Annotated in this window: 21 protein-coding genes; 7 read left to right on the forward strand and 14 right to left on the reverse strand. The window is 62.6% G+C overall.

What is annotated here, in order from left to right; translation table 11 throughout:
• Nucleotides 1–47 precede the first annotated feature (47 nt).
• Nucleotides 48–851 (forward strand): molybdopterin-synthase adenylyltransferase MoeB, encoded by an 804-nt coding sequence (gene moeB / locus HB630_RS26450; protein WP_213775664.1) that lies wholly within the window; start codon nt 48–50, stop codon nt 849–851.
• Between the two features lie 843 nt (nt 852–1,694).
• On the opposite strand, the gene HB630_RS26455 is transcribed toward moeB, so the two are convergent.
• Entirely contained in the window at nt 1,695–2,696 is a 1,002-nt protein-coding gene (locus tag HB630_RS26455) for a D-glycerate dehydrogenase (RefSeq protein ID WP_213775665.1), read from the reverse strand.
• Between the two features lie 306 nt (nt 2,697–3,002).
• Between HB630_RS26455 and HB630_RS26460 the strand changes: the two genes are divergently transcribed.
• Entirely contained in the window at nt 3,003–3,530 is a 528-nt protein-coding gene (locus HB630_RS26460) for an SH3 domain-containing protein (protein ID WP_213775666.1), read from the forward strand.
• Nucleotides 3,531–3,645: 115 nt separating this feature from the next.
• Here the strand turns inward: HB630_RS26460 and irrA are convergent, their stop codons facing one another.
• On the reverse strand, nt 3,646–4,119 hold the full coding sequence (gene irrA / locus HB630_RS26465; RefSeq protein ID WP_276571647.1) for an iron response transcriptional regulator IrrA: 474 nt from the start codon (nt 4,117–4,119) through the stop codon (nt 3,646–3,648).
• Nucleotides 4,120–4,468: 349 nt separating this feature from the next.
• Between irrA and fabA the strand changes: the two genes are divergently transcribed.
• The 3 genes from fabA to fabI all read left to right on the forward strand — a co-directional run bounded on the left by fabA (nt 4,469) and on the right by fabI (nt 7,189).
• Nucleotides 4,469–4,990 (forward strand): 3-hydroxyacyl-[acyl-carrier-protein] dehydratase FabA, encoded by a 522-nt coding sequence (gene fabA / locus HB630_RS26470; RefSeq protein WP_213775667.1) that lies wholly within the window; start codon nt 4,469–4,471, stop codon nt 4,988–4,990.
• A gap of 53 nt (nt 4,991–5,043) precedes the next feature.
• Nucleotides 5,044–6,267 carry a beta-ketoacyl-ACP synthase I gene (fabB, locus tag HB630_RS26475; RefSeq protein WP_213775668.1) on the forward strand — a complete coding sequence of 408 codons (1,224 nt, stop codon included), beginning with the start codon at nt 5,044–5,046 and terminating at the stop codon, nt 6,265–6,267.
• 121 nt (nt 6,268–6,388) lie between these two features.
• Nucleotides 6,389–7,189 (forward strand): enoyl-ACP reductase FabI, encoded by an 801-nt coding sequence (gene fabI, locus HB630_RS26480; RefSeq protein ID WP_213775669.1) that lies wholly within the window; start codon nt 6,389–6,391, stop codon nt 7,187–7,189.
• A 6-nt stretch (nt 7,190–7,195) separates the two neighbouring features.
• On the opposite strand, the gene HB630_RS26485 is transcribed toward fabI, so the two are convergent.
• The gene (locus HB630_RS26485; RefSeq protein ID WP_213775670.1) at nt 7,196–7,792 is read right to left on the reverse strand and encodes a glutathione S-transferase family protein; all 597 of its coding nucleotides are present in this window, start codon (nt 7,790–7,792) and stop codon (nt 7,196–7,198) included.
• Between the two features lie 136 nt (nt 7,793–7,928).
• Entirely contained in the window at nt 7,929–10,121 is a 2,193-nt protein-coding gene (gene katG / locus HB630_RS26490) for a catalase/peroxidase HPI (RefSeq protein ID WP_213775671.1), read from the reverse strand.
• 246 nt (nt 10,122–10,367) lie between these two features.
• Between katG and HB630_RS26495 the strand changes: the two genes are divergently transcribed.
• Entirely contained in the window at nt 10,368–11,309 is a 942-nt protein-coding gene (locus HB630_RS26495; RefSeq protein ID WP_213775672.1) for a LysR substrate-binding domain-containing protein, read from the forward strand.
• An 87-nt stretch (nt 11,310–11,396) separates the two neighbouring features.
• Here HB630_RS26495 and pnp read toward each other — a convergent pair whose 3' ends face one another.
• The 8 genes from pnp to rimP form a co-directional block, all read right to left on the reverse strand.
• The gene (gene pnp, locus HB630_RS26500; RefSeq protein ID WP_213775673.1) at nt 11,397–13,547 is read right to left on the reverse strand and encodes a polyribonucleotide nucleotidyltransferase; all 2,151 of its coding nucleotides are present in this window, start codon (nt 13,545–13,547) and stop codon (nt 11,397–11,399) included.
• A gap of 292 nt (nt 13,548–13,839) precedes the next feature.
• Nucleotides 13,840–14,109 carry a 30S ribosomal protein S15 gene (gene rpsO, locus HB630_RS26505; protein ID WP_213775674.1) on the reverse strand — a complete coding sequence of 90 codons (270 nt, stop codon included), beginning with the start codon at nt 14,107–14,109 and terminating at the stop codon, nt 13,840–13,842.
• A 2-nt stretch (nt 14,110–14,111) separates the two neighbouring features.
• Nucleotides 14,112–15,215, reverse strand: a complete 1,104-nt coding sequence (gene truB, locus HB630_RS26510) for a tRNA pseudouridine(55) synthase TruB (RefSeq protein ID WP_213775675.1) — start codon at nt 15,213–15,215, stop codon at nt 14,112–14,114.
• Nucleotides 15,215–15,628 (reverse strand): 30S ribosome-binding factor RbfA, encoded by a 414-nt coding sequence (gene rbfA, locus HB630_RS26515; protein WP_213775676.1) that lies wholly within the window; start codon nt 15,626–15,628, stop codon nt 15,215–15,217. Before rbfA ends, truB begins: the two co-directional genes overlap by 1 nt.
• Before the next feature lie 186 nt (nt 15,629–15,814).
• Nucleotides 15,815–18,460, reverse strand: coding sequence for a translation initiation factor IF-2 (gene infB / locus HB630_RS26520; RefSeq protein ID WP_213775677.1), 2,646 nt, complete (start codon nt 18,458–18,460; stop codon nt 15,815–15,817).
• A 107-nt stretch (nt 18,461–18,567) separates the two neighbouring features.
• Entirely contained in the window at nt 18,568–19,269 is a 702-nt protein-coding gene (locus HB630_RS26525) for an RNA-binding protein (protein WP_213775678.1), read from the reverse strand.
• A 47-nt stretch (nt 19,270–19,316) separates the two neighbouring features.
• Nucleotides 19,317–20,933, reverse strand: coding sequence for a transcription termination factor NusA (nusA, locus tag HB630_RS26530; protein WP_213775679.1), 1,617 nt, complete (start codon nt 20,931–20,933; stop codon nt 19,317–19,319).
• Nucleotides 20,934–20,935: 2 nt separating this feature from the next.
• Nucleotides 20,936–21,712: a ribosome maturation factor RimP gene (gene rimP / locus HB630_RS26535; RefSeq protein WP_213775680.1), complete on the reverse strand. Its 777-nt coding sequence runs from the start codon at nt 21,710–21,712 to the stop codon at nt 20,936–20,938.
• Nucleotides 21,713–22,129: 417 nt separating this feature from the next.
• Here rimP and HB630_RS26540 point away from each other — a divergent pair, with 417 nt between their 5' ends.
• Nucleotides 22,130–23,209, forward strand: a complete 1,080-nt coding sequence (locus HB630_RS26540; protein ID WP_213775681.1) for a DUF2336 domain-containing protein — start codon at nt 22,130–22,132, stop codon at nt 23,207–23,209.
• Nucleotides 23,210–23,275: 66 nt separating this feature from the next.
• Here HB630_RS26540 and HB630_RS26545 read toward each other — a convergent pair whose 3' ends face one another.
• Nucleotides 23,276–24,028: a tRNA (guanine(46)-N(7))-methyltransferase TrmB gene (locus tag HB630_RS26545; protein WP_213775682.1), complete on the reverse strand. Its 753-nt coding sequence runs from the start codon at nt 24,026–24,028 to the stop codon at nt 23,276–23,278.
• Between the two features lie 223 nt (nt 24,029–24,251).
• Nucleotides 24,252–24,668, reverse strand: coding sequence for a helix-turn-helix transcriptional regulator (locus HB630_RS26550; RefSeq protein ID WP_213775683.1), 417 nt, complete (start codon nt 24,666–24,668; stop codon nt 24,252–24,254).
• Between the last annotated feature and the right edge of the window lie 140 nt (nt 24,669–24,808).

A 24,808-nucleotide genomic window follows, 5' to 3' on the forward strand; every position in this document is an offset into this window, starting at 1 on the left:
ACCGCGCGGCGGTTCAAGAGACCGGGACTCAAGGAAATAGCCTGATCATGCTGAGCGCCGATGAACTCGAACGTTACGCCCGCCATATCGTGCTGCGCGAAGTCGGCGGCCCCGGTCAGCTCGCGCTGAAGGAAGCATCCGTGCTAGTGATCGGCGCCGGCGGCCTCGGCGCGCCCGCGCTGATGTATCTCGCGGCGGCCGGAATCGGCCAACTCGGCGTGGTCGACGACGATGTCGTGTCATTGTCCAATTTGCAGCGCCAGGTCATTCACGCCACGCCGGATATCGGCCGGCGCAAGGTCGACAGTGCGGCGTCGCAAATTCACGCGCTCAATCCCCATGTCCGGTTCGAGGCGCATGCCACGCGGCTCGATGCCGGCAACGCGATGGCGCTGATCGGCGGCTATGACCTCGTGCTCGATGGATCGGATAATTTCGAGACCCGCTATCTGGTATCCGATGCCTGTTTCCTCGCCGCCAAGCCGCTGATCACGGCGGCGCTGGGCATGTTCGACGGGTCGTTGACCACGATCCGCGCGCACGAGAAAAATCCGCAAGGCGAATTCAATCCGACCTATCGCTGCCTGTTTCCCGAACCGCCGCCGCCGGGCACCGTGCCGGCCTGCGCCGAAGCCGGCGTGATGGGGGCGCTGGCGGGCGTCATGGGGTCGATGATGGCACTGGAGGCGATCCGCGAAATCGTCGGCTTCGGCGAGGGCCTGGTCGGGCGATTGCTGATGCTGGACGCGCGCATGATGCGGTTCGAGACGCTGCGTTACAGCCGCGATCCGGCCAATCCGCTCAACGGCGATGCGCCCGTGATCACCGATTTGAGCGCGTATTCTACATAGAGCCTCGGTTCTGATTCCGTCAGAGCCGAGGCTCTATGTTTTGTTTTGACGCGTTTTCTTTACGCGAACCGGAAGCCACTTCGCTCGAAAACGCGATGGAAGTGGAGAGCGTCCGCGAGCGACGGCGTTGATGATCGCGCTTCACGCCTTGTGCCGACCAGCGGGACGATATCCTGGCCCCTGGGCGCTTTGCCCGTCGTGCCAAAGTGCCGCAGTTGACCTGTTCGGCAAATCACCGGCACCTCCCGCGCCGTCCCGCCCCGATAAGAGGGGCGCTTCGCGATCGTCACGAACGTTGGGTGCGGGATGCGATGGACGCGACAGGCCGGAAGACGAACGGCGCTGACGCGGACGGCGAAGTCGTGTGGTCCTGACGCCCCGACGCTGGCGTCAAGTTGGCGATGATGCCTGCGCATCACGCAAGTGATGATGCTTCGCATCACACCGACGACGGTGACAATAAAGCCCGGTCACCGGGGAGAGCACGAAGGAAACCGTTAAAACCATTGCGCGGGGAATGCCGTGTGAACAGCGGCACACCTGTGGCGACTAACTCGTGTGCTTTTTATTTTGCACACGGGGCTATGGGTGCGGCGCGCACCCGGCATTCCCTGCGCCCTCTCTCGAGGGTCGCCTGCGCCCTCTGTTCTTCGAGGGACAATGTCAATGCATCACCAGGGCGCAACGCGTCGCGGGAATGAAAAGTCGTGTTTACAATTAGGGCACCGTCATTGCGAGAAGCGAAGCGACGAAGCAATCCATTCTTTCTTCGCGGTGGATTGCTTCGCTTCGCTCGCAATAACGATATGGCTGTTTGAAATTCGAACCGGAAATGCCCGCCGCTTACAGCATGCTCGGCAGCACGCGGTCGGGCGGCTTGTGGTCGTCGAAGAAGGTGCGGATGTTGATGATCACCTTCTCGCCCATTTCGACGCGGCCTTCGATCGTGGCGGAGCCCATATGCGGCAGCAACGTCACCTTGCCGGCGCGCGCCAGCCGCACCAGTTTCGGACTGACCGCCGGCTCGTGTTCGAACACGTCGAGACCGGCGCCGGCGATCTCGCCGGTTTCGATCAGCCGGGTCATGGTTTCTTCGTCGATCACCTCGCCGCGCGCGGTATTGACGATATAGGCGTCCTTGCGGATCAGCTTCAGCCGCCGCGCCGACAGCAAATGAAAGGTGGCCGGCGTGTGCGGACAATTCACCGAGATGATGTCCATCCGCGCCAGCATCTGGTCGAGGCTTTCCCAATAGGTCGCGCCCAGTTCATCGGCGATGTGCGGCGCCACGGGACGGCGGTTGTGATAGTGAATTTGCAGGCCGAAGGCCCGCGCCCGCCGCGCCACCGCTTGCCCGATGCGGCCCATGCCGATGATGCCGAGCCGCTTGCCGCCGATGCGATGGCCGAGCATCCAGGTCGGCGACCAGCCTGCCCAGTGCTTGCCTTCGGTGAGGATGGAGGCGCCCTCGATCAGCCGGCGCGGCACCGCCAGGATCAGCGCCATCGTCATGTCGGCGGTGTCTTCGGTCAGAACCTTCGGCGTATTGGTCACGGTGATGCCGCGCGCATGGGCCGCGACGACATCGATATTGTCGACGCCGTTGCCGAAATTAGCGATCAGTTTCAGCCGGCAATCGGGCTGCTTGAGAATTTCTTCGGTAATTTCGTCGGTGACGGTCGGCACCAGCACATCGGCGCTACGGACGGCTTCCCCGATCTGTTCCGGCGTCAGTGGCGTATCGTCGAGATTGAGCCGGGCGTCGAACAGCTCGCGCATGCGGGTCTCGATCGAGTCCGGCAGCTTGCGTGTCACGACGACGAGGGGCTTTTTCTTGACTGACATGTCCTGCTCTTATGAGGTTCGTTCAGACCTCATTAACCCGGTTATTCGACACTGCCGGTGCAGCGCGGTCCCGGCGTTCCTTGGGTTCCCCGATGTTTCCCTTGAATCCTTTTTGGGAAATTCGGCCGTCGTCTTGTTTCTCCGACGTTCCGTCCTCTCTAGCAGAAGGCCGGGCCAAGACAAGAAGCGAAGACAAGAACCCCGGAACAAGGATGTCAGGGCCGAAGCGGCGCGGGGTTTGAGGGGCGGCATTTCCGAGCAGTTCAATTCGAACAAAACAGGGTTGAGATCTCGGCAGGGGACAGGGTGATGTTGGGGCGTTTCTGTTTGATGGTCGTGCTGGCCGGGGGCCTGCTCGGCGCGTCGGTAAGTTCAGGATTTTCGGCCAAGGATTCCGCCCTCACCACCAGCGGATTGCCGATCCCGCGCTATGTCAGCCTCAAATCCGATCATGTGAATGTCAGGGTCGGACCGACCAAGGATAACGACGTCGCCTGGATCTATACCCGCTCGGGTCTGCCGGTCGAAATCACCGCCGAGTTCGAGAACTGGCGCCGGGTGCGGGATTCCGAAGGCGCCGAGGGCTGGGTCTATCACTCGCTGCTGTCGGGCCGCCGCACCGCGGTCGTCACCATGAAGCGCAAAGACGAGTTGGCGCCGATTTATGATCGTGCCGATCCGGCCAGCGCGATCGCCGCTCGCCTGCAGGCTGGCGTCGTGGCCCAGGTCAAGCATTGCGGTTCGGGCTGGTGCCATATCGACGGCACTGGCTTTGACGGTTGGATCGAACAGCAGCGGCTGTGGGGCGTCTACGCCGATGAGAAGGTGGAATGACGAGCCTTCGCCGTTGCCGGGCTCGACCCAGGCAACCCATCCGCCTCGAATGCGGCATTTCCTGAAGAGATTCTTGAAGATCGATGGATATGCGGGTCAAGTCCGCATATTTAGCTCAGCGCTTCTTGCGCAAGCGGACCACCATGTCGACCCGGGCGATCTCGTAGCCTTCGGGAATTTCCGGCATCTTCTGCAACATCAAATGCGGGTCCGGGATATCGACCAGCTCGTGATTGTTTTCGAGATAGAAATGATGATGCGCGGAGACGTTGGTGTCGAAATAGGTCTTGGTGCCGTCGACACTGACCTGCCGCAACAGGCCTGCGTCGGTCAGCTGGTTGAGCGTGTTGTAGACGGTGGCCAGCGACACCGGAACCTTGGCGAGGGTCGCCTCCTCGTACAGCATTTCCGCGGTGAGGTGACGCGCGCCCTTGCCGAACAGGAGCCAGCCCAACGCCATGCGCTGGCGGGTGGGGCGGAGGCCTGCGGCCTGCAGCATTTCGTTAACGTCGTGCCAAGGACAGCCGGTCAGCGCCGGTTGGTGCGCCGCACCATGCACTGCCGAAATGACAGCGTCATCGCTCATCATTGAGGGCTCGTCATTCATTTCCACGTCAGACACCACGCGTTATCTCGGCACAACTCCCAGTGACTATAAGAAGCAAAATCAGTACATGCAAGTTTTTCGCAACTAGGCAGGTTTCAGACGGTGGACGGAACTGACCGCCGAATGCGGCGATTTACCCTGTCGGGACGCTTTGACGCCCGTAAGCCCTATGTTAGGAGGTCCGGCCTATGCGATTTCCGCATAGGCGAGCGGCGGGTGTCATCGTTTTTTCGGGCCTGAGGCATCCGCGCCACATTGCGATCATGGGGCGTTTTCCACGCAAAACGGCTCCAGGAACGCTCCACCGGAATGATGAGAGAGGCGAGGCGGTATGCTGAATCGGCGCGGCGGTTATGAATATGAGGATCTGCTGGCCTGCGGCCGGGGCGAGATGTTCGGCCCGGGCAATGCCCAATTGCCGCTGCCTCCGATGCTGATGTTCGACCGGATCAGCGAGATTTCCGAGACCGGCGGCGAATATGGCAAGGGCCTGGTCCGGGCCGAACTCGACGTCAAGCCGGACCTCTGGTTCTTCGGCTGCCATTTCAAGAACGATCCGGTCATGCCGGGATGCCTCGGCCTCGACGCTTTGTGGCAAATGGTCGGCTTTTATCTGGGCTGGATCGGCGGCGAGGGGCGCGGCCGGGCACTCGGCCTCGGCGAATTGAAGCTCGCCGGACAGGTGCTGCCGAGCGTCCGCAAGGTTGTGTACAACATCGACATCAAGCGCGTGATGCGCTCAAAGCTGGTGCTTGGCGTCGCCGACGGGTGGCTTTCCATGGACGGCGACATTATCTATCGCGCGAAGGATCTGAAGGTCGGATTGTTCAAGCAGGGTACCGTGCCGGCTTGAACCGGGTCGGTGCTCACAACACACACAAAGCATAGAGGCAGGGCGAGGCGATCATGAGACGGGTTGTCATCACCGGGATGGGCATTGTCTCATCGATCGGAAACAACACCCAGGAAGTGCTGGCTAGCCTTCATGAGGCGAAGTCCGGGATCACGCGCGCGGATAAATATGCCGAGCTTGGCTTCCGTTGTCAGGTGCATGGCGCGCCGACAATCAATCCGGCCGAAGTCATCGACCGTCGCGCCATGCGGTTCCTCGGCGACGGCGCCGCCTGGAATCACATCGCGATGGAGCAGGCGATCCAGGACGCCGGCCTCGATCCCACCGACATCTCCAATATCCGCACCGGCATCATCATGGGATCGGGCGGACCCTCGGCGCGTACCATCGTCGAGGCCGCCGACATCACGCGCACCAAGGGACCGAAGCGGGTCGGACCGTTCGCGGTGCCCAAAGCGATGTCATCGACAGCGTCTGCGACGCTGGCGACCTGGTTCAAGATCAAGGGCGTGAACTATTCGATCTCCTCGGCCTGCGCGACCTCGAACCATTGCATCGGCAACGCCTACGAGACGATCCAGATCGGCAAGCAGGACATGATTTTCGCCGGCGGTTGCGAGGAGCTGGACTGGTCGCTGTCGGTTCTGTTCGACGCGATGGGGGCGATGTCGTCGAAATACAACGCGACGCCGGCCACCGCGTCGCGGCCTTATGATGTGAACCGCGACGGTTTTGTCATCGCCGGCGGTGCCGGCGTGGTGGTGCTCGAGGAGCTTGAGCACGCCAAGGCGCGCGGCGCGCGCATCTATGCCGAGATCGTCGGCTATGGCGCGACGTCCGACGGCTACGACATGGTGGCTCCGTCCGGTGAAGGCGCCGAGCGCTGCATGCGGATGGCGATGGAAACCGTGAAGACGCCGATCGATTATATCAATCCGCACGCGACATCGACGCCAGCGGGCGATCCGCCGGAAATCGAGGCGATCCGCAAGGTGTTCGGAAGCGGCGAGAAGTGCCCGCCGATTTCCGCCACCAAGGCGCTCACCGGACATTCGCTCGGCGCTACCGGCGTGCAGGAAGCGATCTACTCGCTGCTGATGATGAAAAACGGCTTCATCTGCGAGAGCGCCAACATCACCGAGCTCGATCCGGTGTTCGCCGACATGCCGATCGTGCGCAAACGGATCGACAACGCCAGGCTTGAGACCGTGCTGTCGAATTCCTTCGGCTTCGGCGGCACCAACGCCACGCTGGTGTTCAAGCGGCTGGATGCGTGAGATTGCCTGCGAATTGACTCTCTCATTTAGTGTCATGGCCAGGTAAAAGCGCAGAGCGCGTCTTAATTCCTGAATATCCCCGGCTATCTATCCACGCCTTGATCTACGGAAGATTCGAAAGATGCAGGACCTGATGAAAGGCAAGCGCGGATTGGTCATGGGCGTCGCCAATGATCATTCAATTGCCTGGGGCATCGCCAAAACGCTTGCCGCACAGGGGGCCGAGCTCGCCTTTACCTATCAGGGCGAGGCGCTCGGCAAGCGGGTCAAGCCGCTTGCCGCATCGCTGGGTGTCGATACGGTCCTGCCGTGCGATGTCGAGAATCTCGACAGTGTCGATGCGGTGTTCGATGCGCTGCGGGCAAAATGGGGCCATCTCGATTTCCTGGTTCATGCGATCGCCTTCTCCGACAAGAAGGAGCTGCAGGGACGCTATGCCGACACCACGCGCGAGAATTTTTCGCGCACCATGCTGATTTCCTGCTTTTCGTTCACGGAACTCGCGAAACGCGCGGCCGCCATGATGCCAGCCTCCGGCGGCGCGATGATCACGCTGAGCTTCGGCGGCTCGTTGCGCGTGATGCCGAATTACAACGTGATGGGGGTCGCGAAGGCCGCGCTGGAGGCTTCGGTTCGTTACCTGGCATCCGATTTCGGCGCGCGCGGCATCCGCGTCAACGCGATCTCGGCGGGACCGGTGCGCACGCTGGCGGGATCCGGCATCGGCGACTCGCGCGCGCTGTTCGCGTTCCAGCAGAAGCACTCGCCGCTCGGTAGAGGCGTAACGCTGGATGAACTCGGCGGCTCCGCGCTGTATCTGCTGTCCGAGCTGTCCGGCGGCGTCACCGGCGAAATTCACTATGTCGATTCCGGCTACAACATCATCTCGATGCCGAAGCCGGAAGAATTGAAGGCCGAGTAAGATTGTTCACCCGGCCGCGAGTTGTTCGGCGCGCTGGAAGGCGGGTCGCGCGACGCAGCGCGCGATATAGGCATCGAAGGATGGCCGCGACGGCACCATCTTGAACAACCGTACCGAGAAATTCAGCGCGGAGCCGATCGCGACATCGGCAGCGGAAAAATCCTCGCCGAGAATCCATGGCCCTTTCGTCAGGTTTGCGTCGAGCACGTCGAACACCCGCTGCGCGTCGCCCCAGCCTGCCGAAACCGGGCTCATCTCGACCTTGGTCGCGATCTGCACCATCGCCGGCTCGATGCAGCTCGGAGCGAAGAACAGCCAGTACAGATATTTCGCCCGTAACGGATCGCCCAAGGCGGGCGCCAGTCTCGCCCCGGGACAGCGCTCGGCGACATAGGCGCAGATCGCGGCGGCTTCCGCCAATGTCGCCTCGCCGTCCCGCAGTGCCGGCACCTTGCCCATCGGGTTGATCGCGAGATAGGCGGGCGCCCTTTGCGCGCCGGCGGTGATGTCGGTGAGGACGCGCTCGTAAGGCTGGCCGGTTTCTTCCATCAGCCAGAGCGCCGTGAACGAGCGCGAACGCGGCGCCCAATAAAGCTGCATCATGGGGCGGATCCCTTCTTCGTCCAGCGATGATGTTTCACATAGATGACAGTTGGTCCCGGACCAAACCTGCCCGACATCATACACGCAAATAAAAAGGGCGGCCGAAAGGCCGCCCTTTTGCGTCGAAATTTTCGGATCAGGCGAGGTCGAAGCGGTCCAGGTTCATCACCTTGGTCCATGCCGCCACGAAATCTTTCACGAACTTTTCCTTCGAGTCCGAGGATGCATAGACTTCCGCGAGGGCGCGCAGCTGCGAGTGCGAACCGAAGATGAGGTCGACACGGGTGCCGGTCCACTTGACCTCGTTCGTCTTCCGGTCGCGGCCCTCATACACGCCCTCAGTGCCGGCAGACGGCTGCCATTGCGTATGCATGTCGAGCAGGTTGACGAAGAAGTCGTTGGTCAGCGTCTCGGGTCGCTTGGTGAAGACGCCGTGCGCCGGCTGTCCGGCGTTCAGCGCGCGCAGGCCGCCGACCAGCACCGTCATCTCGGGCGCTGTCAACTTCAGCAATTGCGCCCGGTCCACCAGCTGCTCCTCGGGGGATAGACGCTGCGCGCCCCGGAGATAGTTGCGGAAACCGTCCGCGGTCAGTTCGAGCGGGGCAAAGGAGTCCACGTCGGTTTGCTCCTGCGACGCGTCCATCAGTCCCGGTGTGAACGGAACCTTCACGTCGTACCCGCCGTCCTTGGCGGCTTTCTCGATCGCGGCGCTGCCGCCGAGAACGATCAGGTCGGCGAGGGACACTTTCTTCTTGCCGCCGGACTGCGAGGCGTTGAACTCCTTCTGGATCGCTTCGAGCTTCGAAAGCACCTTCGTCAGCTGAGCCGGCTGGTTGACCTCCCAATCCTTCTGCGGGCTGAGGCGAATGCGTGCCCCGTTCGCGCCACCGCGCTTGTCTGAGCCGCGGAACGTCGCCGCTGACGCCCAGGCGGTCGTGACCAATTGGGAAACGGACAGGCCGGACGCCAGGATCTTCGCCTTCAGAGCGGCAATGTCCTGCTCCCCGATCAGTTCATGATTGACCGCGGGAATCGGGTCTTGCCACGGCAGCACCTCCTTCGGAACGAGCGGGCCCAGATAGCGTACGATCGGGCCCATGTCGCGGTGAGTCAGTTTGAACCACGCCCGGGCAAACGCGTCCGCGAACTGATCCGGATTCTCGTAGAAGCGCCGAGAAATCTTTTCGTAGGCCGGATCGACCCGCAGGGCGAGGTCGGTGGTCAGCATGGAGGGGGCATGGCGCTTTGACGGATCGTGCGCGTCCGGCACAGTACCAGCGCCGGCGCCGCCCTTCGGCGTCCACTGGTGCGCGCCAGCCGGGCTCTTGGTCAGTTCCCATTCATAGCCGAACAGGTTCCAGAAGAAGTTGCTGCTCCACTTCGTCGGCGTCGTGGTCCAGATCACTTCCAGGCCGCTGCCGATCGCGTCAGCGCCCTTGCCGCTGCCATAGGCGTTCTTCCAGCCGAGGCCCTGCTGCTCGATACCGGCGCCTTCCGGCTCCGGGCCCACCAGCGTGGCATCGCCGGCACCGTGGGTCTTGCCGAAAGTGTGACCGCCGGCAATCAGCGCCACCGTTTCTTCGTCGTTCATCGCCATGCGGCCGAACGTGTCGCGAATGTCCTTGGCCGCGGCGAGCGGATCCGGCTTGCCGTTCGGCCCTTCCGGATTCACGTAGATCAGGCCCATCTGCACGGCGGCGAGAGGATTCTGAAGATCACGGTCGCCGGTATAGCGCTCGTCGGCCAGCCATTTGCCTTCGGGGCCCCAGTAGATGTCCTGTTCGGGCTCCCAGACATCGGCGCGGCCGCCGCCGAAACCGAACGTCTTGAATCCCATCGACTCGAGGGCGACGTTGCCCGTGAGGATCATGAGGTCGGCCCACGAGATCTTGTTGCCGTATTTCTGCTTGATCGGCCACAACAGCCGGCGTGCTTTATCGAGGTTCACGTTGTCGGGCCAGCTATTGAGGGGCGCGAAACGCTGCTGACCGGCTCCGGCGCCGCCGCGGCCGTCGCCGATGCGGTACGTGCCTGCGCTGTGCCACGCCATCCGAATGAACAGCGGCCCGTAATGGCCGAAGTCGGCCGGCCACCACTCCTGCGAATCCGTCATCAAGGCGTGGAGATCCTTGATCACGGCGTCGAGATCGAGGCTCTTGAAGGCCTTGGCGTAGTCGAACGCCTCGCCCATCGGATTGGACAGGGCGGAGTGCTGGTGGAGAACCTGAAGGTTAAGCTGGTTCGGCCACCAGTCACGGTTCGTGCTGACTTTAACAGTGGTGTGCATGACCGGGCACTTGCCCGCGCTCTCGTCGGTCTTTGCGTCCATGTTCTCTCCAATCGTGTTCTGTAATTTTCCGGCCTGTGGGATTGGTTGAGCCGTCCGGTGACGGCAGAAATCCGCAATCCGATAAGGCTGTGCGTTTCCAGGGTTGTCGTTGCCGGGCGTCTCATACGAGCAGGCGGCCAAAAACAGGTTCATTCTGGCATCGGCTCGTGACGAGAGTTTGGAAGATATCTAAGATCAGGTCCAGTCGAATTGTCTTGACCTCTTAATCAGTTTATCTGATCGACGATGATCACGCTCCGGCAGCTTCGTTACCTCGCGGCACTCGCCAAGCACGGCCATTTCGGCCGGGCGGCGGAAGCCTGCGCCATTACGCAACCGGCGCTGTCGATGCAGATTCGCGATCTGGAACGCATCCTCGGCGTGGTTGTGGTCGAGCGGCGGCCGGGCGAGGTGATCCTGACCGATGTCGGGCGGGAAATCGCCCGCCGCGGCGAGGACGTGCTGGCGGCTTCCCGCGACCTGGTCGATTTTGCCAGACATCGCAGCGGGTTGCTGACGGGGCGGCTGACGCTCGGGGTTATTCCATCGCTGGCGCCCTATCTGCTGCCGAGGATTCTTCCCCTGTTGCAGACCCAGTTCCCGGAATTGCGCCTGGAATTGCGGGAAACCCAAACCAGGCAGCTGGTCGAGGACGTCAAGAGCGGCGTACTCGATGCCGCGATGCTGGCGCTGCCGGTGGATGAGCCGGATGTCCGTGCGATCGTCCTGTTCGAGGATCTGTTCCTGCTCGCGGTGCCGGCGAACGATCCGCGGCGGGAGACGGCGCGCGTGGCAGCCGAGGACATCGATCAAAGCCGTCTGATCCTGCTCGAAGACGGCCACTGCCTGCGCGATCAGGCCCTGGCATTTTGCGCAACGGCCCGGGGACGGACGACGGGAGCGGCCGGCGCGGGATTCGCCGCCTCCAGCCTCGCGACGGTGATGCAGATGGTCGCCGGCGGTTATGGCGTCACGCTGATTCCGCAGATCGCGGCCGATGTCGAGCGGCGCGACGACCGGGTGAAATTGTTGCGGCTGAAAAATCCGCAGCCGGGCCGCTCGATCGGCCTCGTGTACCGGAACACTTCGCCGCGCAAGGCGGATTTTGCCGCATTGGGTGAGGTGGTGAAGGAAAGCGTAGGCGTTCCGTTCACGGCGACCGTGAACGGGAAGCGAGCCGGGCCGTAACGGCCGCGCCACTGCTCACAAACAAAAAGGGCGGCCCGGAAGCCGCCCTTTTTTATTTGCTATCGGCTTTATCGCCGTCCGCCCGAATCACTCGCCTGCGGCTTCCCGCGGCGCCGGGGCGTCGGTCTTGGCTTCAAGATCCTCGCCGGTCGTCTGATCGACGGCCTTCATCGACAGCCGCGTCTTGCCGCGATCGTCGAAGCCAAGCAGCTTGACCTTGACCTTGTCGCCTTCCTTGACGACGTCGGAGGTCTTCTGGACGCGGTTGGCGGCCAGCTGGCTGATGTGAACGAGGCCGTCCTTGGCGCCGAAGAAGTTCACGAAGGCGCCGAACTCCATCACCTTGACCACGGTGCCATCATAGATCTGGCCGATTTCCGGATCGGAGGCGATCGACTTGATCCACTTGATGGCGGCCTTGATCGCTTCGCCGTCGCTGGAGGCGACTTTCACGGTGCCGTCGTCCTCGATGTTGACCTTGGCGCCGGTCTTTTCGACGATCTCGCGGATCACCTTGCCGCCGGTGCCGATCACTTCGCGGATCTTGTCGGTCGGGATCTTGAAGGTCTCGATGCGCGGCGCGTATTCGCCGAGTTCGGCGCGCGCGGCGGTCAAGGCCTTCGACATCTCACCGAGGATGTGGATGCGTCCTTCCTTGGCCTGGCCGAGCGCGACCTTCATGATCTCTTCGGTGATGCCCTCGATCTTGATGTCCATCTGCAGCGAGGTGATGCCCTGATCGGTGCCGGCGACCTTGAAATCCATGTCGCCGAGATGATCCTCGTCGCCGAGGATGTCCGACAGCACGGCGAAGCGCGAACCCTCGAGAATGAGGCCCATGGCGATGCCCGCCGTCGGCCGCTTCAGGGGAACGCCCGCGTCCATCAGCGACAGCGAGGCGCCGCAGACCGACGCCATCGACGACGATCCGTTGGATTCGGTGATCTCGGAGACCACGCGCACCGTGTAGGGGAATTCATGGTGCGGCGGGAGCACTGGATGGATCGCGCGCCAGGCCAGCTTGCCGTGGCCGATTTCACGCCGCTTGGTGCCGCCGAGACGCCCGGTTTCACCGACCGAGTAGGGCGGGAAATTGTAGTGCAGCATGAACTGCTCTTTGTAGGTGCCCGCCAACGAGTCGATATATTGCTCGTCTTCGCCGGTGCCGAGCGTGGTGACGACCATCGCCTGGGTTTCACCGCGGGTGAACAGCGCCGAACCATGCGCACGCGGCAGCACGCCCACCTCCGCGATGATATTGCGGACGGTCTTCGAATCACGGCCGTCGATGCGCTTGCCGGTGTCGAGGATGTTCCAGCGGACGATCTTGGCTTCCAATTCCTTGAACACGCCGGCGATGCGGAGCTTGTCGTATTTCGGCTCCTGGCCTTCCGGAAAATAATGCGCCATCACCTTTTCCTTGGCGGCGCCGACGGCGGCGTAGCGATCCTGCTTGACCGGAATCGCATAGGCCGCGCGCAGATCCTTCTCGATCAGGGCGAGTATTTCCTTCTCGAGCGCGCTCTCGTCGACGATCTTGACGTCGCGCGGCTCCTTCGCTGCCTTCTCGGCGAGCTGGATGATCGCATTGATGACCGGCTGGAAGTGCCGGTGGCCGAACATCACGGCGCCGAGCATGATGTCTTCGTTGAGTTCCTTGGCTTCCGACTCCACCATCAGCACGGCGTCGGCGGTGCCGGCGACCACCAGATCGAGCTGGGTCTCGACCATTTCGTCGAGCGTCGGATTCAGCACATATTCGTCATTGGCGAAACCGACGCGGGCGGCGCCGATCGGGCCCTTGAACGGTACGCCGGACAGCGTCAGTGCCGCGGAGGAGGCGACCATCGCGAGAACGTCGGGATCGTTCTCCATGTCGTGCGACAGCACGGTGATGATGACCTGGGTTTCATTGCGCCAGCCATCGACGAACAGCGGGCGCACCGGACGGTCGATCAGGCGGGAGACCAGCGTTTCCTTTTCGGTCGGGCGGCCTTCGCGCTTGAAATAGCCGCCGGGAATGCGGCCTGCGGCATAGGCCTTCTCCTGGTAGTCGACGGTGAGCGGCAGGAAGTCGACGCCTTCGCGCGGTGCTTTCGCGGCGACGACGGTGGCGAGCACCACGGTCTCGCCATAGGTCGCCAGCACGGCGCCGTCGGCCTGACGGGCGATCTTTCCGGTTTCGAGCTTGAGGGGACGTCCACCCCAGTCGATCTCGACTGAATGCTTATTGAACATTTCGATCTTCTTTCATGGGTTCACGAAAGAGGGATGCCCCAAAACACAAAAGCCATGCGCAAGATGGCGAGAGGCTGATCTCGATGCGAGATCAGCATCCGGCGATCCTGCCATGGCTCTTATGTTTCGGATGGCGTCCATCCTTTCGGGGTCGTACGGGCATCTTGCCCGTTCCGCCCAGCGGCCGGATTGCTGCTGGACGTTGTTGCGCATGATCGCTTCCGAAAACCTTCACAGGGTATTTCGAAGCCATGCAAAAACGCGCGCAAATCGGCGCGCGTACTTCAGCGTATCAACGACGAATGTTATGCTTTTCCAGCAATGCCTTGTAACGCGCCTCGTCCTTCTTCTTGATATAATCGAGAAGCGAACGACGCGTCGACACCAGCTTCAAAAGGCCACGGCGCGAATGGTTGTCCTTCACGTGGGTCTTGAAGTGCCCGGTGAGGTTGTTGATGCGTTCCGACAGGATCGCAACCTGGACCTCGGGCGAGCCGGTGTCGCCGGTTTTGGTGGCATTCGTCTTGATGACTTCCGCTTTGCGTTCGGCGGTAATCGACATCGTCAAATACTCTCGTTGCGACCGGAACTGGCAGTCAGTCCGGTCAGGTTGAACACACGCTTGGGGATGAGTTCGCCATTGCCAATTTCGGCGAGGGCCAGAAGCCGGCCTGCCACCGTGACATAGACTGTGCCGCTACTATTGGGCGCATCCCGTCCGCGCAACAAAACGGCCTGACCCCGATGGAGCCTTGCCGCATCCGCCCGTGTGACGGCCAGTGCCGGGATGTCGTCCAGCGCGGTCTCAACGGGCAAAAGCGCCTCGGCGAGGCTACCCTCGCCAGACGCGGCTCTATTGCACAAAGCCTCCAATTGTTCCAGCGGAATCATGTCGGATTCGCCAAACGGGCCGACCAGGGTTCGCCGTAGGGCGCCGATATGGCCATAACAGCCGAGAATCCGGCCGATATCGCGGGCTAGCGCCCGGACATAGGTTCCCTTGCCGCACTCGGCCTCGAATATGGATTGCCCATCATCCGTGTGATCTATCAGGGTTAATTCGTGAATCTCGACCGGGCGGGGTTTCAATTCCACCGTCTCGCCGTCACGGGCCAGATCGTAGGCCCGCTCGCCCTGGACCTTGATGGCGGAATATTGCGGGGGAATCTGTTCGATCAGGCCGGTGAACTGCGGCAGCAAGTCCCGGACCGAATCGGCCGACGGCCGGAGATCGCTGGTCTGGGTCACCCGGCCCTCGGTGTCGTCGGTATCGCGCTCCGCGCCCCAGCTTACCGTGAAGCGGTAGCGCTTGCGGCCGTCCATCACGAACGGAACGGTCTTGGTGGCCTCTCCAATCGCGATCGGCAGCCCGCCGGAGGCGAGCGGGTCGAGCGTGCCGGCATGGCCTGCGCGCTTGGCCTGGAACAGCCGCTTCACGACCGCGACCGCGTGCGTCGAGGTCATGCCGATCGGCTTGTCGAGCACCACCCAGCCATGCACGTCGCGCTTGTCGCGGCGCGGCTGTTGGCCCTGACGCGGCTGGCGGTCGCGGGGGTCGTTATTGGTCCGCCGTGCGTCGTTGCGCGACTCGACAAAAATATTTTTTTCAGCGGCGTCCGACTCGGCGTTTTTCGAATCGATTTCGCTGTTTGCGGCGGTCATGGTCATCACTCGTGGTCCGAATCGGGTGCGAGGTCTTTTTGCACCGCAGGTGTTCGCAATAATTTCTCTATTCGTTCCGCTTCGTCGAATCGGTCGTCGACGCGGAAGCGGATGTCAGGCGCAAATTTTAAGTTAACGCGATGCGCGATCTCGCCGCGCAGGAACTTCCTGTTGCGCTCCAGAGCCGTGATGACGGTGTCGGTATCGCGCCCGCCGAGCGGCATCACATAGATGGTCGCAAGCTTCAGATCCGGCGACATCCTCACTTCGGGCACGGTGATGATATGGCCCTCGAGGTCCGGATCATGCACGCTGCCTTGCGACAGGATATCCGCAACTGCGTGGCGCACGGTTTCGCCGACCCGCAACTGACGCTGAGAGCCGCCGGGGGCGGAATTCTTTTTGTGGTGACTGGGCATAATCGCTTCTCAACAGGCTCATGGTTCGAGACGCGCAGCCAGCAGCTGCGCTCCTCACCATGAGGGTTAGATTTCCCTCGATCGGAATTGAGCCCTCATCCCGAGGAGCGGCCGCTTGGCCGCGTCTCGAAGGATGAGGCAGGTACCATACGCTTCGTAAGATTTGGACTTACGGAAGACCTGTACTTACAGAGAGCGCTGGATCGTTTCCACGCGATAACACTCGATGATATCGCCGACACGCATGTCGCCGTAATTCTCGAACGCCATGCCGCATTCCTGGCCGGAGGCCACTTCCTTCACTTCGTCCTTGAAACGCTTCAGCGTCGACAGCTTGCCTTCGTGTACGACGACGTTGTCGCGGATCAGGCGGACATTGGCGCCGCGCTCCACGGTGCCGTCGGTGACACGGCAGCCGGCGACCTTGCCGACCTTGGAAATGTTGAACACTTCCAGGATCTGGGCGTTGCCGAGCATGGTCTCGCGCAGCGTCGGCGCGAGCAGGCCGGACATCGCCTTTTTGATGTCGTCCACGAGATCGTAGATGATGTTGTAGTAGCGGATCTCGATGCCGTTGCGCTTGGCGGCGGCCGCGGCTTCCTTGTTGGCGCGCACCGAAAAGCCGATGATGGCGGCGTTGAAGCCTTCGGCCAGCGTCACGTCGGATTCGGAAATGCCGCCGACGCCGGCATGCAGGATGCGCGCCGCGACCTCGTCGGTGCCGAGTTTTTCCAGCGATCCGAGGATGGCTTCCAGCGAACCCTGCACATCGGCCTTGACGATCAGCGGGAATTCCTTGCGGCCCGAGGTCTTGAGCTGCGACATCATCTGCTCGAGCGAGCCGCGCATGCCGGAAATGCTGGCGGCGGCGTTCTCGCGCTTCTGGTGGGCGCGATAGCTCGTGACCTGGCGGGCGCGGGCTTCGTTCTCGACCACGGCCAGGCGGTCGCCGGCTTCCGGCGGGCCGTTGAAGCCGAGGACTTCGACCGGCACCGACGGTCCGGCCTCCTCGAGGGTTTCGCCCTGGTCGGAAATCAGCGCACGGACGCGGCCCATTTCGGCGCCGGCCACGATGATGTCGCCGACGCGCAGCGTTCCGCGCTGCACCAGCACGGTCGCGACCGGGCCGCGGCCGCGATCGAGCTTGGCCTCGATCACCGTTCCTTCGGCCGGACGCTGCGAATTGGTCTTGAGGTCGAGAATGTCGGCCTGCAACGCGATCATCTCGAGCAGCCGGTCGAGATTGGTCTTGTTCTTGGCGGAGACCTCGACGTCGACGACGTCGCCGCCGAGCGATTCGACCTGCACTTCATGCTGCAGCAACTCGGTGCGCACGCGCTCCGGCCTGGCGTCGGGCTTGTCGATCTTGTTGATCGCCACGATCATCGGCACCTTGGCCGCCTTGGCGTGGTTGATCGCTTCCACCGTCTGCGGCATGACGCCGTCATCGGCCGCGACCACCAGCACCACGATGTCGGTCACCTTGGCGCCGCGGGCGCGCATCGCGGTGAACGCGGCATGGCCCGGCGTGTCGATGAAGGTGATCATCTTGCCGCTTTCGGGCGACTTCACCTGATAGGCGCCGATATGTTGGGTAATGCCGCCGGCTTCGCCCGATACCACATTGGCATGGCGCAGCGCGTCGAGCAGCGAGGTCTTGCCGTGATCGACATGGCCCATCACGGTCACGACCGGCGAGCGCGGCTCGGTATCGGTGGAATCGTCGACGACATCGAACAGGCCTTCCTCGACGTCGGAAGCGGCGACGCGCTTGACGCCGTGGCCCATTTCCTCGGCAATCAGCTGCGCGGTATCGGCATCGATCACGTCGGTGATCTTGTGCATCGCACCCTGCTTCATCAGCAGGCGAATCACGTCGACCGCGCGTTCCGACATGCGGTTGGCGAGTTCCTGGATCGTGATCATCTCCGGGATGGTCACTTCGCGAATGAGCTTTTCCTTTGGCTCGTTCGAGGCGTGACCCTTCAGGCGCTGGGTACGGCGGCGGAACGACGCGATCGAGCGCTCGCGCACGTCATCGGCGGTCAGCGCGGTCACAACCGTCAGGCGGCCGCGCTGCTTCTGCGGCGCGGGCTTTTGGGTGGTCTTGGGAGGTGTCACCGGACGGGCCACGCCGCCAGGGCCGCGACGGACCAGACGCGGGCCTTCATCTTCCTCGACTTCAACGGCAACGCCAGGCGCCTTGGCAGGGGGCGCCTTGGCGGCAGGCGGCGCAGCAGGGCGTGATGCGGGCGCCGGAGTTGCGGGGACGGCCGGCTTGGCTTCGGTGCTGGTCTCGCCGCCAAAGCGCTTTTTCGCTTCCTGTTCGGCCTTGCGTTTGGCGTCCTCTTCCTGGCGGTGACGCTCCTCTTCGGCCTTCCGGCGGGCTTCCGCCGCTTCGCGCTCGGCCTGTTCGATGGCTTCGCGGCTGGCCCGGCGCTTGGCTTCCTCTTCGGCGATCCGCCGTTCCTCGACGTCGCGCACTTTGGCATCCGCCAAGGCGCTGGCGCGCGCGGAACGTTCATCCTCGGTCAGGGTGCGCAGCACCACACCCGAATTGTTGCGCGGCGCGGCGGGGGGAGGCGCGGGGCGGGAGACCGGCGGCTTGGCGGGCGCGGGCTTGGCTGCGACCGGCTCAGGCGCGCTCGGGGCTTCGCCCCCTGGCCCGTCGCCACCGAGGCGGCGCTTGCCGCGCTTTTCAACCACCACCTGCTTGGTGCGGCCATGGCTGAAGCTCTGGCGCACGGTGCCCGTCTCGACGCGCGGCTTGAGCGTCAAGGTCTTGGACGGGACACTGAGTGTCTTGTCGCCAGGGGTTTTGGTATCAACCATTCACTAATCCCAATCTCGTTGCATTGTGCGTTGCCGCACCGTCGTTAAAGCTCGTCGTCCGTGTTTGAGCATGATCCGTTTGGAAAACCGGTTCCCACTTTTCCGGATCACGCTCTAGAATTTCTGGCCGCGATGCCGGCGGTCTTGTCGTCGTCAGCCATCCGGTATCGGACCAGGGTCTGGCTGCGCGACAGGAACGTTTTGCTCGCCGGGCCCGCGAGCAGCGCTGCATGTATCACATTTGACCGGCCCAGTGCCAAATCCAATTGTTCCGATGTCAGCGCGGTGATGATCGAAAATTCTCGCGAATCGTCGTTAATTCCGTCATTTCGCCCGGCAAGGGCGTCCAATTTACGGATTCCATCGGCTGCGCCGTCGGAAGCGTGGATCAGGGCCCGCACCGGGGCCTGCGCCTGCCGCTGTTCCAGCGCCGCTTCCACCTTGCTGAAGCCGGAAATCACCTGCCCCGCTTTGGCGGCCATCGCGAGCGCGTCGACCGCGCTCCGTACCAGCAGGATTTCGGTATCCGCCGGCAGCGCTGGCGTAACGCGGATGTCGCGCTTGAACCCCTTGCTGAATTGGTTACGGCGGACCGCTTCCGCAACCGCCTGGCGAGACGCCGAAACCCATAATCCCCTGCCGGGCAGCTTGCGTTTCAGATCCGGCACCACCTCGCCCGAAGGCGAAACCACGAACCGGATCAGTTCGTCGATCGGCCGTACCTGCCGCGTGAGCACACACATCCGCATTGTCGCGGACTTGTCGGTCCGCGGCCCGTTGTCGAGATCGAGGTCGGCAACAGCAAGCATATCGGTGACGTCTGCCCCATCGTTGGGTTCTTAAGAAAACATGCGCATCAAGCCGGTTGGTCTTCGGTGGCTTCCGCTTCCACTTCTTCGGTCTTCTTCGCGAGATCGGCCTCGGTGATCCAGCCCGCCTTGACGCGGGCCTGCATGATCATGGCTTCGGCATCTTCCCGTGAAATATCGACGCCATCGAGGAAGCCGGCATGCTTGACCGGCTCACTGCCTTCCTTGCGTTCCGTCCAGCCCACCAGATCATCCGTGGCGCAGCCGGCCAGATCCTCGACGGTCTTGATATCGTTTTCGCCGAATTTCACCAGCATCTTCGAGGTCACGCCGGGTACGGCTTTCAATTCGTCTTCCACGCCAAGCTCCTTGCGCTTGTTTTCCAGTTCGGTCTCGATCTGCTCCAGATATTCCCTGGCGCGGGTCTGCAATTCGTTGGCGGTTTCGTCGTCAAAGCCTTCGATGCTCGCCAATTCGCGGACATCGACCAGCGCCAGTTCCTCCACCGAGGTGAAACCTTCCGACGCCAGCAACTGGCCGACGACTTCGTCGACATTGAGCGCTTCCATGAACACCCGCGTCGAATTCTCGAAATCGGCCTGGCGGCGTTCGGACTCTTCCTGCTCGGTGAGGATGTCGATATCCCAGCCGGTCAGTTGCGAGGCCAGCCGCACATTCTGTCCGCGCCGGCCGATCGCCAGCGACAATTGGTTGTTGGTGTCGGGAACCACGACCTCGATGCGCTCGCGGTCCTCGTCGATCACGACCTTGGCGACTTCAGCCGGCGCCAGCGCGTTGACGACGAAGGTCGCGATGTCGGGCGACCACGGGATGATGTCGATCTTCTCGCCTTGCAATTCGTTGACCACGGCCTGCACGCGCGAGCCGCGCATGCCGACGCAGGCGCCGACCGGATCGACCGATGAATCCCTTGAAATCACGCCGATTTTCGCACGTGAGCCGGGATCGCGGGCGACCGCCTTGATCTCGACGATGCCGTCATAGATTTCCGGTACTTCCTGCGCGAACAGTTTCGCCATGAATTGCGGATGGGTGCGCGAGAGGAAGATCTGGGGGCCCCGCGTCTCTCGCCGCACATCGAAAATATAGGCCCGGACGCGGTCGCCGTTGCGGAATACCTCGCGCGGCAGCATCTCGTCGCGGCGGATGATGGCTTCGCCGCGGCCGAGATCGACAATGACGCTGCCATATTCGACGCGCTTGACGATGCCGTTGACGATATCGCCGATGCGGTCCTTGAATTCCTGATATTGCCGGTCGCGTTCGGCCTCGCGCACCTTCTGCACGATGACCTGCTTGGCGGATTGGGCGGCGATGCGGCCATATTCAAGCGGCGGCAGCGTATCGGCGATGGTGTCGCCGACCCGCGCGCCGGGATTGGCGCGCTGCGCATCCGCCAGCGAGATCTGGTTTGACGAATTTTCGACCTGGTCGACCACCAGCATATGGCGCGACAGCCGCAGCTCGCCTTTCTTGGCGTCGATTTCGGCGTGTACGTCAGTCTCGCTGCCATAACGGGCCCGTGCCGCCTTGGCGATGGCGTCTTCCATCGCCGCGATCACGATGGAGCGGTCGATCGATTTTTCGCGCGCAACCGCGTCTGCAATCTGCAGCAGTTCGAGTTTGTTGGCGCTGACTGCCATGTTCAGTCTCCTCTGGAGGGATCGAAATCGCCCCTGCGCGCTCTTTCGGCGGCGAGGCGATGTTCCTTGGTATTCTGCGGCGCGCTCTTGCCGCCGCTTTTAGACTTCAATTTCGGCTTCGGTTTGTTGTCTTTAGCCGGATCGCTTTTTCTTGCATGCGGGGGCGGCGGCGGTTCAAGCCCGAGACTCTGGCGCAACTCGCGTTCCGCAGCCTTGCCGCGCCGCATCGATTCCGCGATCAGCTCGTCGGTCAGGACCAGTCTGGCGTCCGCAATGTCTTCGAGAACCAGCAAAACCTCGGCGTCTTCATCCGCCGCCTTGTCGTCGCGATGGAGCCGCACCGAGCCGTCCTCGACGCCGGCGAGAATGCCGCGGAACCGCTTGCGGCCGTGGCTCGTGACCGCCATCTCGATCTTCACGAGATGACCGGTATAACGCTCGAAATCGGAGCGGCGCACCAGCGGCCGGTCGATTCCAGGCGAGGATATTTCCAGCCGGTAGGCGCGGTCGATCGGATCGGCGATATCGAGCACCGGCGAGAGCGCCTTCGAGATCGCCTCGCAGTCCTCGATCTGCATCGATCCGTCGGGCCGTTCGGCCATGATCTGCACCGTGCAGCCGGCCTCTCCCGAAATCTTGATCCGAACCAGCCGGTAACCCATTCCTTGCAGCACCGGGCCTGCCACCGCCGACACCCGCGCCGCCGCGCCCGGCTCGATAACGAGGCGCGGCTCGGCGAGCAGGTCGGCTTCCGGAGAGGCGGTGGTTGGATCGGTCATGTCCAGGGTCAAAATAGGTCTAACTTGAGCTTTCCAGCAGAGGTTCGGTTAAGACTGTGTTTCGGATACGGTCGGTGGGTCCCTGAATGGTCCGGCTTTATTCGCGTCGGATGCGTTCAGGTAATAAAAAAGAGCGGGTCCCGAGGGGCCCACTCTCAATACGCGATCGTATGAGATAGCAAAACTTGACGCTGATATAGCGGTTTTAACCCTATCCGGCAAGACCCGCGAGAACCGGGGATACGATTTTGCGACCTTTAGGATGCCGCTTCGGAACCTAACCCTTCGTTCATGAAGCCTGTCTAGGTTGCCCGAGACCCGCCCCAGCGCTGCCAGGCCGAAATTGCTTGCGTCCGTTACCGCAAGCAAAACAGGGACTCGGCGAAAGCGTCTTAGCGGCGGTCTTGAGTAGGTTTGATGGTCGTCGCTTCTTCGCTGATTCCCGAACTCGATGAGATTGTCAGAGGCAGCAATCAGAAGCGCCGGACCGAGGCCGCGAGGCGGATCGCCGAACTGTTCTTCTCGGGCGCCGCGAATTTCCGGCCCGATCACATCGATCTGTTCGACGGCGTCCTGCTCGATCTGGTTCCCCATGCCGAACTGGCCGTGCGCGCCGACGTGGCTGAGCGATTGTCGGTTCTCCGCAACGCGCCGCGCAGGCTGGTCGGGCAACTCGCCCGCGAGGATGAGGTCGCAATCGCCGGGCCGCTGCTGCGGCGGTCGCCCGTTATCGACGAAGCGGCGCTGATCGATATCGCCCGCGGCAAGGGTCAGGGACATCTGCTGGCGATGTCCGAGCGGATGACGCTGTCCGCCGATCTCACCGACATCATCGTGCATCGCGGCGACCGCGAGGTGGTCAGACGCGCCGCAGGCAATGCAGGCGCGCAATTTTCCCAGGCCGGCTATTCGGAGCTGATCAAGCGCGCCAGCCATGACAGCGTCCTGACGCTGACCGTCGGCCAGCGCGAGGATCTTTCGGCATCGCGGTTGAAAGATCTCCTGACGGGATCGGACGACGCCGTTCGCCGTCGCTTGCTTGATATGGCCGAGCCCGGCCGACAGGAAGCGATCAGGCAGGCGATAAGCGAGATCTCCGACGCCGTCGCGCCAGTCGGCGGCCGCAACTTCGTGCCGGCCCAGCGCGCGATCCTCGCGTTGCATCATGCCGGCGATCTCAACGAAGCCGCATTGCTGGGTTTTGCCAAGAGCCACAAATACGAGGAGGCGATCGTCGCGCTGTCGGTCATGTCGGCGGTGAAGATCGCAACGCTCGACCGGCTGATTTCGGGCGACCGCTATGATCCGATCCTGATCGTGGGCAAGACGATCGGCCTGCAATGGGCCACCGTGCGCGCCTTGATCCTGCTGCGGCTGGGTCCGAGCCGGATACCCTCTCCGGCCGATATCGAGAGCGCGCGGTTGAATTTCATGCGGCTGATGCCGTCGACCGCCGAGCGCGTCGTCGGTTTCTGGCAGGCCCGTCAATCGGCCTGAGCCGCGCGGATGCCAAGCCGCGATAATGGTTGCCCGTTCGTGTCCCGAACGACGGCGGCAAGATTTTCAGCCGGCTTTCCGAAACCTTAAATACGCGGCTTCGCGGCCCTCGCGTTCGGCTTTGCGGCCGTATCGCGTCATCGTGTAATCGGGCCAGGGCAGGCGCCAGTCGGCTGCCCTTTCGGCGGTCCAGATAAAATCCGGCGAGCGCGCAAGATGCGCCAATGTCCAGGCGCAATAGTCGGCGATGTCGCTGACGAAACGGAATTCTCCATCCGGCCTCAGGGCGCGCGACATCGCGGCGACGGTCGCGTCCTGCACGAAACGCCGTTTCCAGTGCCGCCGTTTCGGCCACGGGTCGGGGTGGATCAGGTCGATCCGGACCAGCGCATGCGGTGGCACCCAGGCGAGCAGTTCGGCGGCGTCGCCGGCGAACAGCCGGATATTGTCGATGTCATGGCTCTCGATCTGCGTCAGGATTTTCGCCATGCCGTTGACATAGGGTTCACAGCCGATGAATCCGAGTTTCGGAAAGGCGAGCGCTTCCGCCACCAGATGTTCTCCGCCGCCAAATCCGATTTCGAGCCTGACGTCATCGACCGGCGGATCGAACAGCGCGGCGAGATCGGGCGGACTTGGGCCGCCGATATCGAGCGCCAGCCGCGGCAGTAAATGTTCGATCAGGTCCGCCTGATGCAGACGTAGCCTGTGGCCCTTGCGGCGGCCGAAAAACGAACCCTGCGTGTGTATCCCGTCGTCGCCGGGCATATCGCCGGACGACGTTTCAGGATGGGCGGGATTGCGGTTGGCGCTGGTCATCGCAGCCGCCGCGTCCCGATCTCAATCCGGCGGCGAACGCCGCAGGGGATGATCCTGGTTTTGAGAGAATTGGAGCGGGCAGTCATCAGGAAGTCGTTTCCGGCGGCAGAGTCATGGCGGTCGTTGAACCGGACGCGCCAAACGCGGTGCGGAGCCGGAAACCAGAGATTATCAGAGAGATTCCGTTGGCGCGCCCTGTATCCGCGCCGGGATGACAAAGGCGTCAGCGCTTGTCGGGCCCTTCGCGCGCGGCGATCTGTTCGACCAGATCGACGATGCTGCGCCGAAGCTTGCTATCGGTGATGCGGGTAAAAGCGCGCGTCAAGGCAAGGCCTTCGGAGGTGGCGAGGAAATCGGAAATGTAGGTTGGCGAGGCGCCTTCGCTGAATCCGTCGGAGCCTGCGGTGCCGCTGGGACCGCCCTCGAACAAAAACGATACCGGCACCTGGAGGATTTCGGAGATCTGCTGAATGCGGCTGGCGCCGACCCGGTTGGTGCCCTTTTCGTATTTCTGAACCTGCTGGAAGGTAAGACCCAAGGCTTCGCCGAGTTTTTCCTGGCTCATGCCGAGCATGATACGGCGCATGCGCACGCGACTGCCGACATATTTGTCAACAGGGTTGGGCGCTTTGGTCGACATTTCGAATACTCCTTGGGATCGAGCCAGCGATGAGGCAGCACGAGAACGGATCAAGGCCTGGGGACCTAGGCTGGGGACCTAGGGATGACTGAGCGCCGTCAAATTCTGTGCGGCGCATCGGGGAGAAAAACAGTCAATTC

The organism is Bradyrhizobium sp. dw_78, from assembly GCF_018449525.1.
Classification (GTDB): Bacteria; Pseudomonadota; Alphaproteobacteria; order Rhizobiales; family Xanthobacteraceae; genus Bradyrhizobium.

Bases quoted from the DNA above. Each gene is read 5' to 3' on its own strand.
- truB (WP_213775675.1), bottom strand. From the start codon at position 15,215: ATGACCATGACCGCCGCAAACAGCGAAATCGATTCGAAAAACGCCGAG.
- fabB (WP_213775668.1), top strand. From the start codon at position 5,044: ATGAGACGGGTTGTCATCACCGGGATGGGCATTGTCTCATCGATCGGA.
- pnp (WP_213775673.1), bottom strand. From the start codon at position 13,547: ATGTTCAATAAGCATTCAGTCGAGATCGACTGGGGTGGACGTCCCCTC.
- HB630_RS26525 (WP_213775678.1), bottom strand. From the start codon at position 19,269: ATGCTTGCTGTTGCCGACCTCGATCTCGACAACGGGCCGCGGACCGAC.
- moeB (WP_213775664.1), top strand. From the start codon at position 48: ATGCTGAGCGCCGATGAACTCGAACGTTACGCCCGCCATATCGTGCTG.
- rbfA (WP_213775676.1), bottom strand. From the start codon at position 15,628: ATGCCCAGTCACCACAAAAAGAATTCCGCCCCCGGCGGCTCTCAGCGT.
- HB630_RS26545 (WP_213775682.1), bottom strand. From the start codon at position 24,028: ATGACCAGCGCCAACCGCAATCCCGCCCATCCTGAAACGTCGTCCGGC.
- HB630_RS26455 (WP_213775665.1), bottom strand. From the start codon at position 2,696: ATGTCAGTCAAGAAAAAGCCCCTCGTCGTCGTGACACGCAAGCTGCCG.
- katG (WP_213775671.1), bottom strand. From the start codon at position 10,121: ATGGACGCAAAGACCGACGAGAGCGCGGGCAAGTGCCCGGTCATGCAC.
- HB630_RS26540 (WP_213775681.1), top strand. From the start codon at position 22,130: ATGGTCGTCGCTTCTTCGCTGATTCCCGAACTCGATGAGATTGTCAGA.
- HB630_RS26485 (WP_213775670.1), bottom strand. From the start codon at position 7,792: ATGATGCAGCTTTATTGGGCGCCGCGTTCGCGCTCGTTCACGGCGCTC.
- nusA (WP_213775679.1), bottom strand. From the start codon at position 20,933: ATGGCAGTCAGCGCCAACAAACTCGAACTGCTGCAGATTGCAGACGCG.
- HB630_RS26495 (WP_213775672.1), top strand. From the start codon at position 10,368: ATGATCACGCTCCGGCAGCTTCGTTACCTCGCGGCACTCGCCAAGCAC.
- rpsO (WP_213775674.1), bottom strand. From the start codon at position 14,109: ATGTCGATTACCGCCGAACGCAAAGCGGAAGTCATCAAGACGAATGCC.
- fabA (WP_213775667.1), top strand. From the start codon at position 4,469: ATGCTGAATCGGCGCGGCGGTTATGAATATGAGGATCTGCTGGCCTGC.
- infB (WP_213775677.1), bottom strand. From the start codon at position 18,460: ATGGTTGATACCAAAACCCCTGGCGACAAGACACTCAGTGTCCCGTCC.
- fabI (WP_213775669.1), top strand. From the start codon at position 6,389: ATGCAGGACCTGATGAAAGGCAAGCGCGGATTGGTCATGGGCGTCGCC.
- rimP (WP_213775680.1), bottom strand. From the start codon at position 21,712: ATGACCGATCCAACCACCGCCTCTCCGGAAGCCGACCTGCTCGCCGAG.
- irrA (WP_276571647.1), bottom strand. From the start codon at position 4,119: ATGATGAGCGATGACGCTGTCATTTCGGCAGTGCATGGTGCGGCGCAC.
- HB630_RS26550 (WP_213775683.1), bottom strand. From the start codon at position 24,668: ATGTCGACCAAAGCGCCCAACCCTGTTGACAAATATGTCGGCAGTCGC.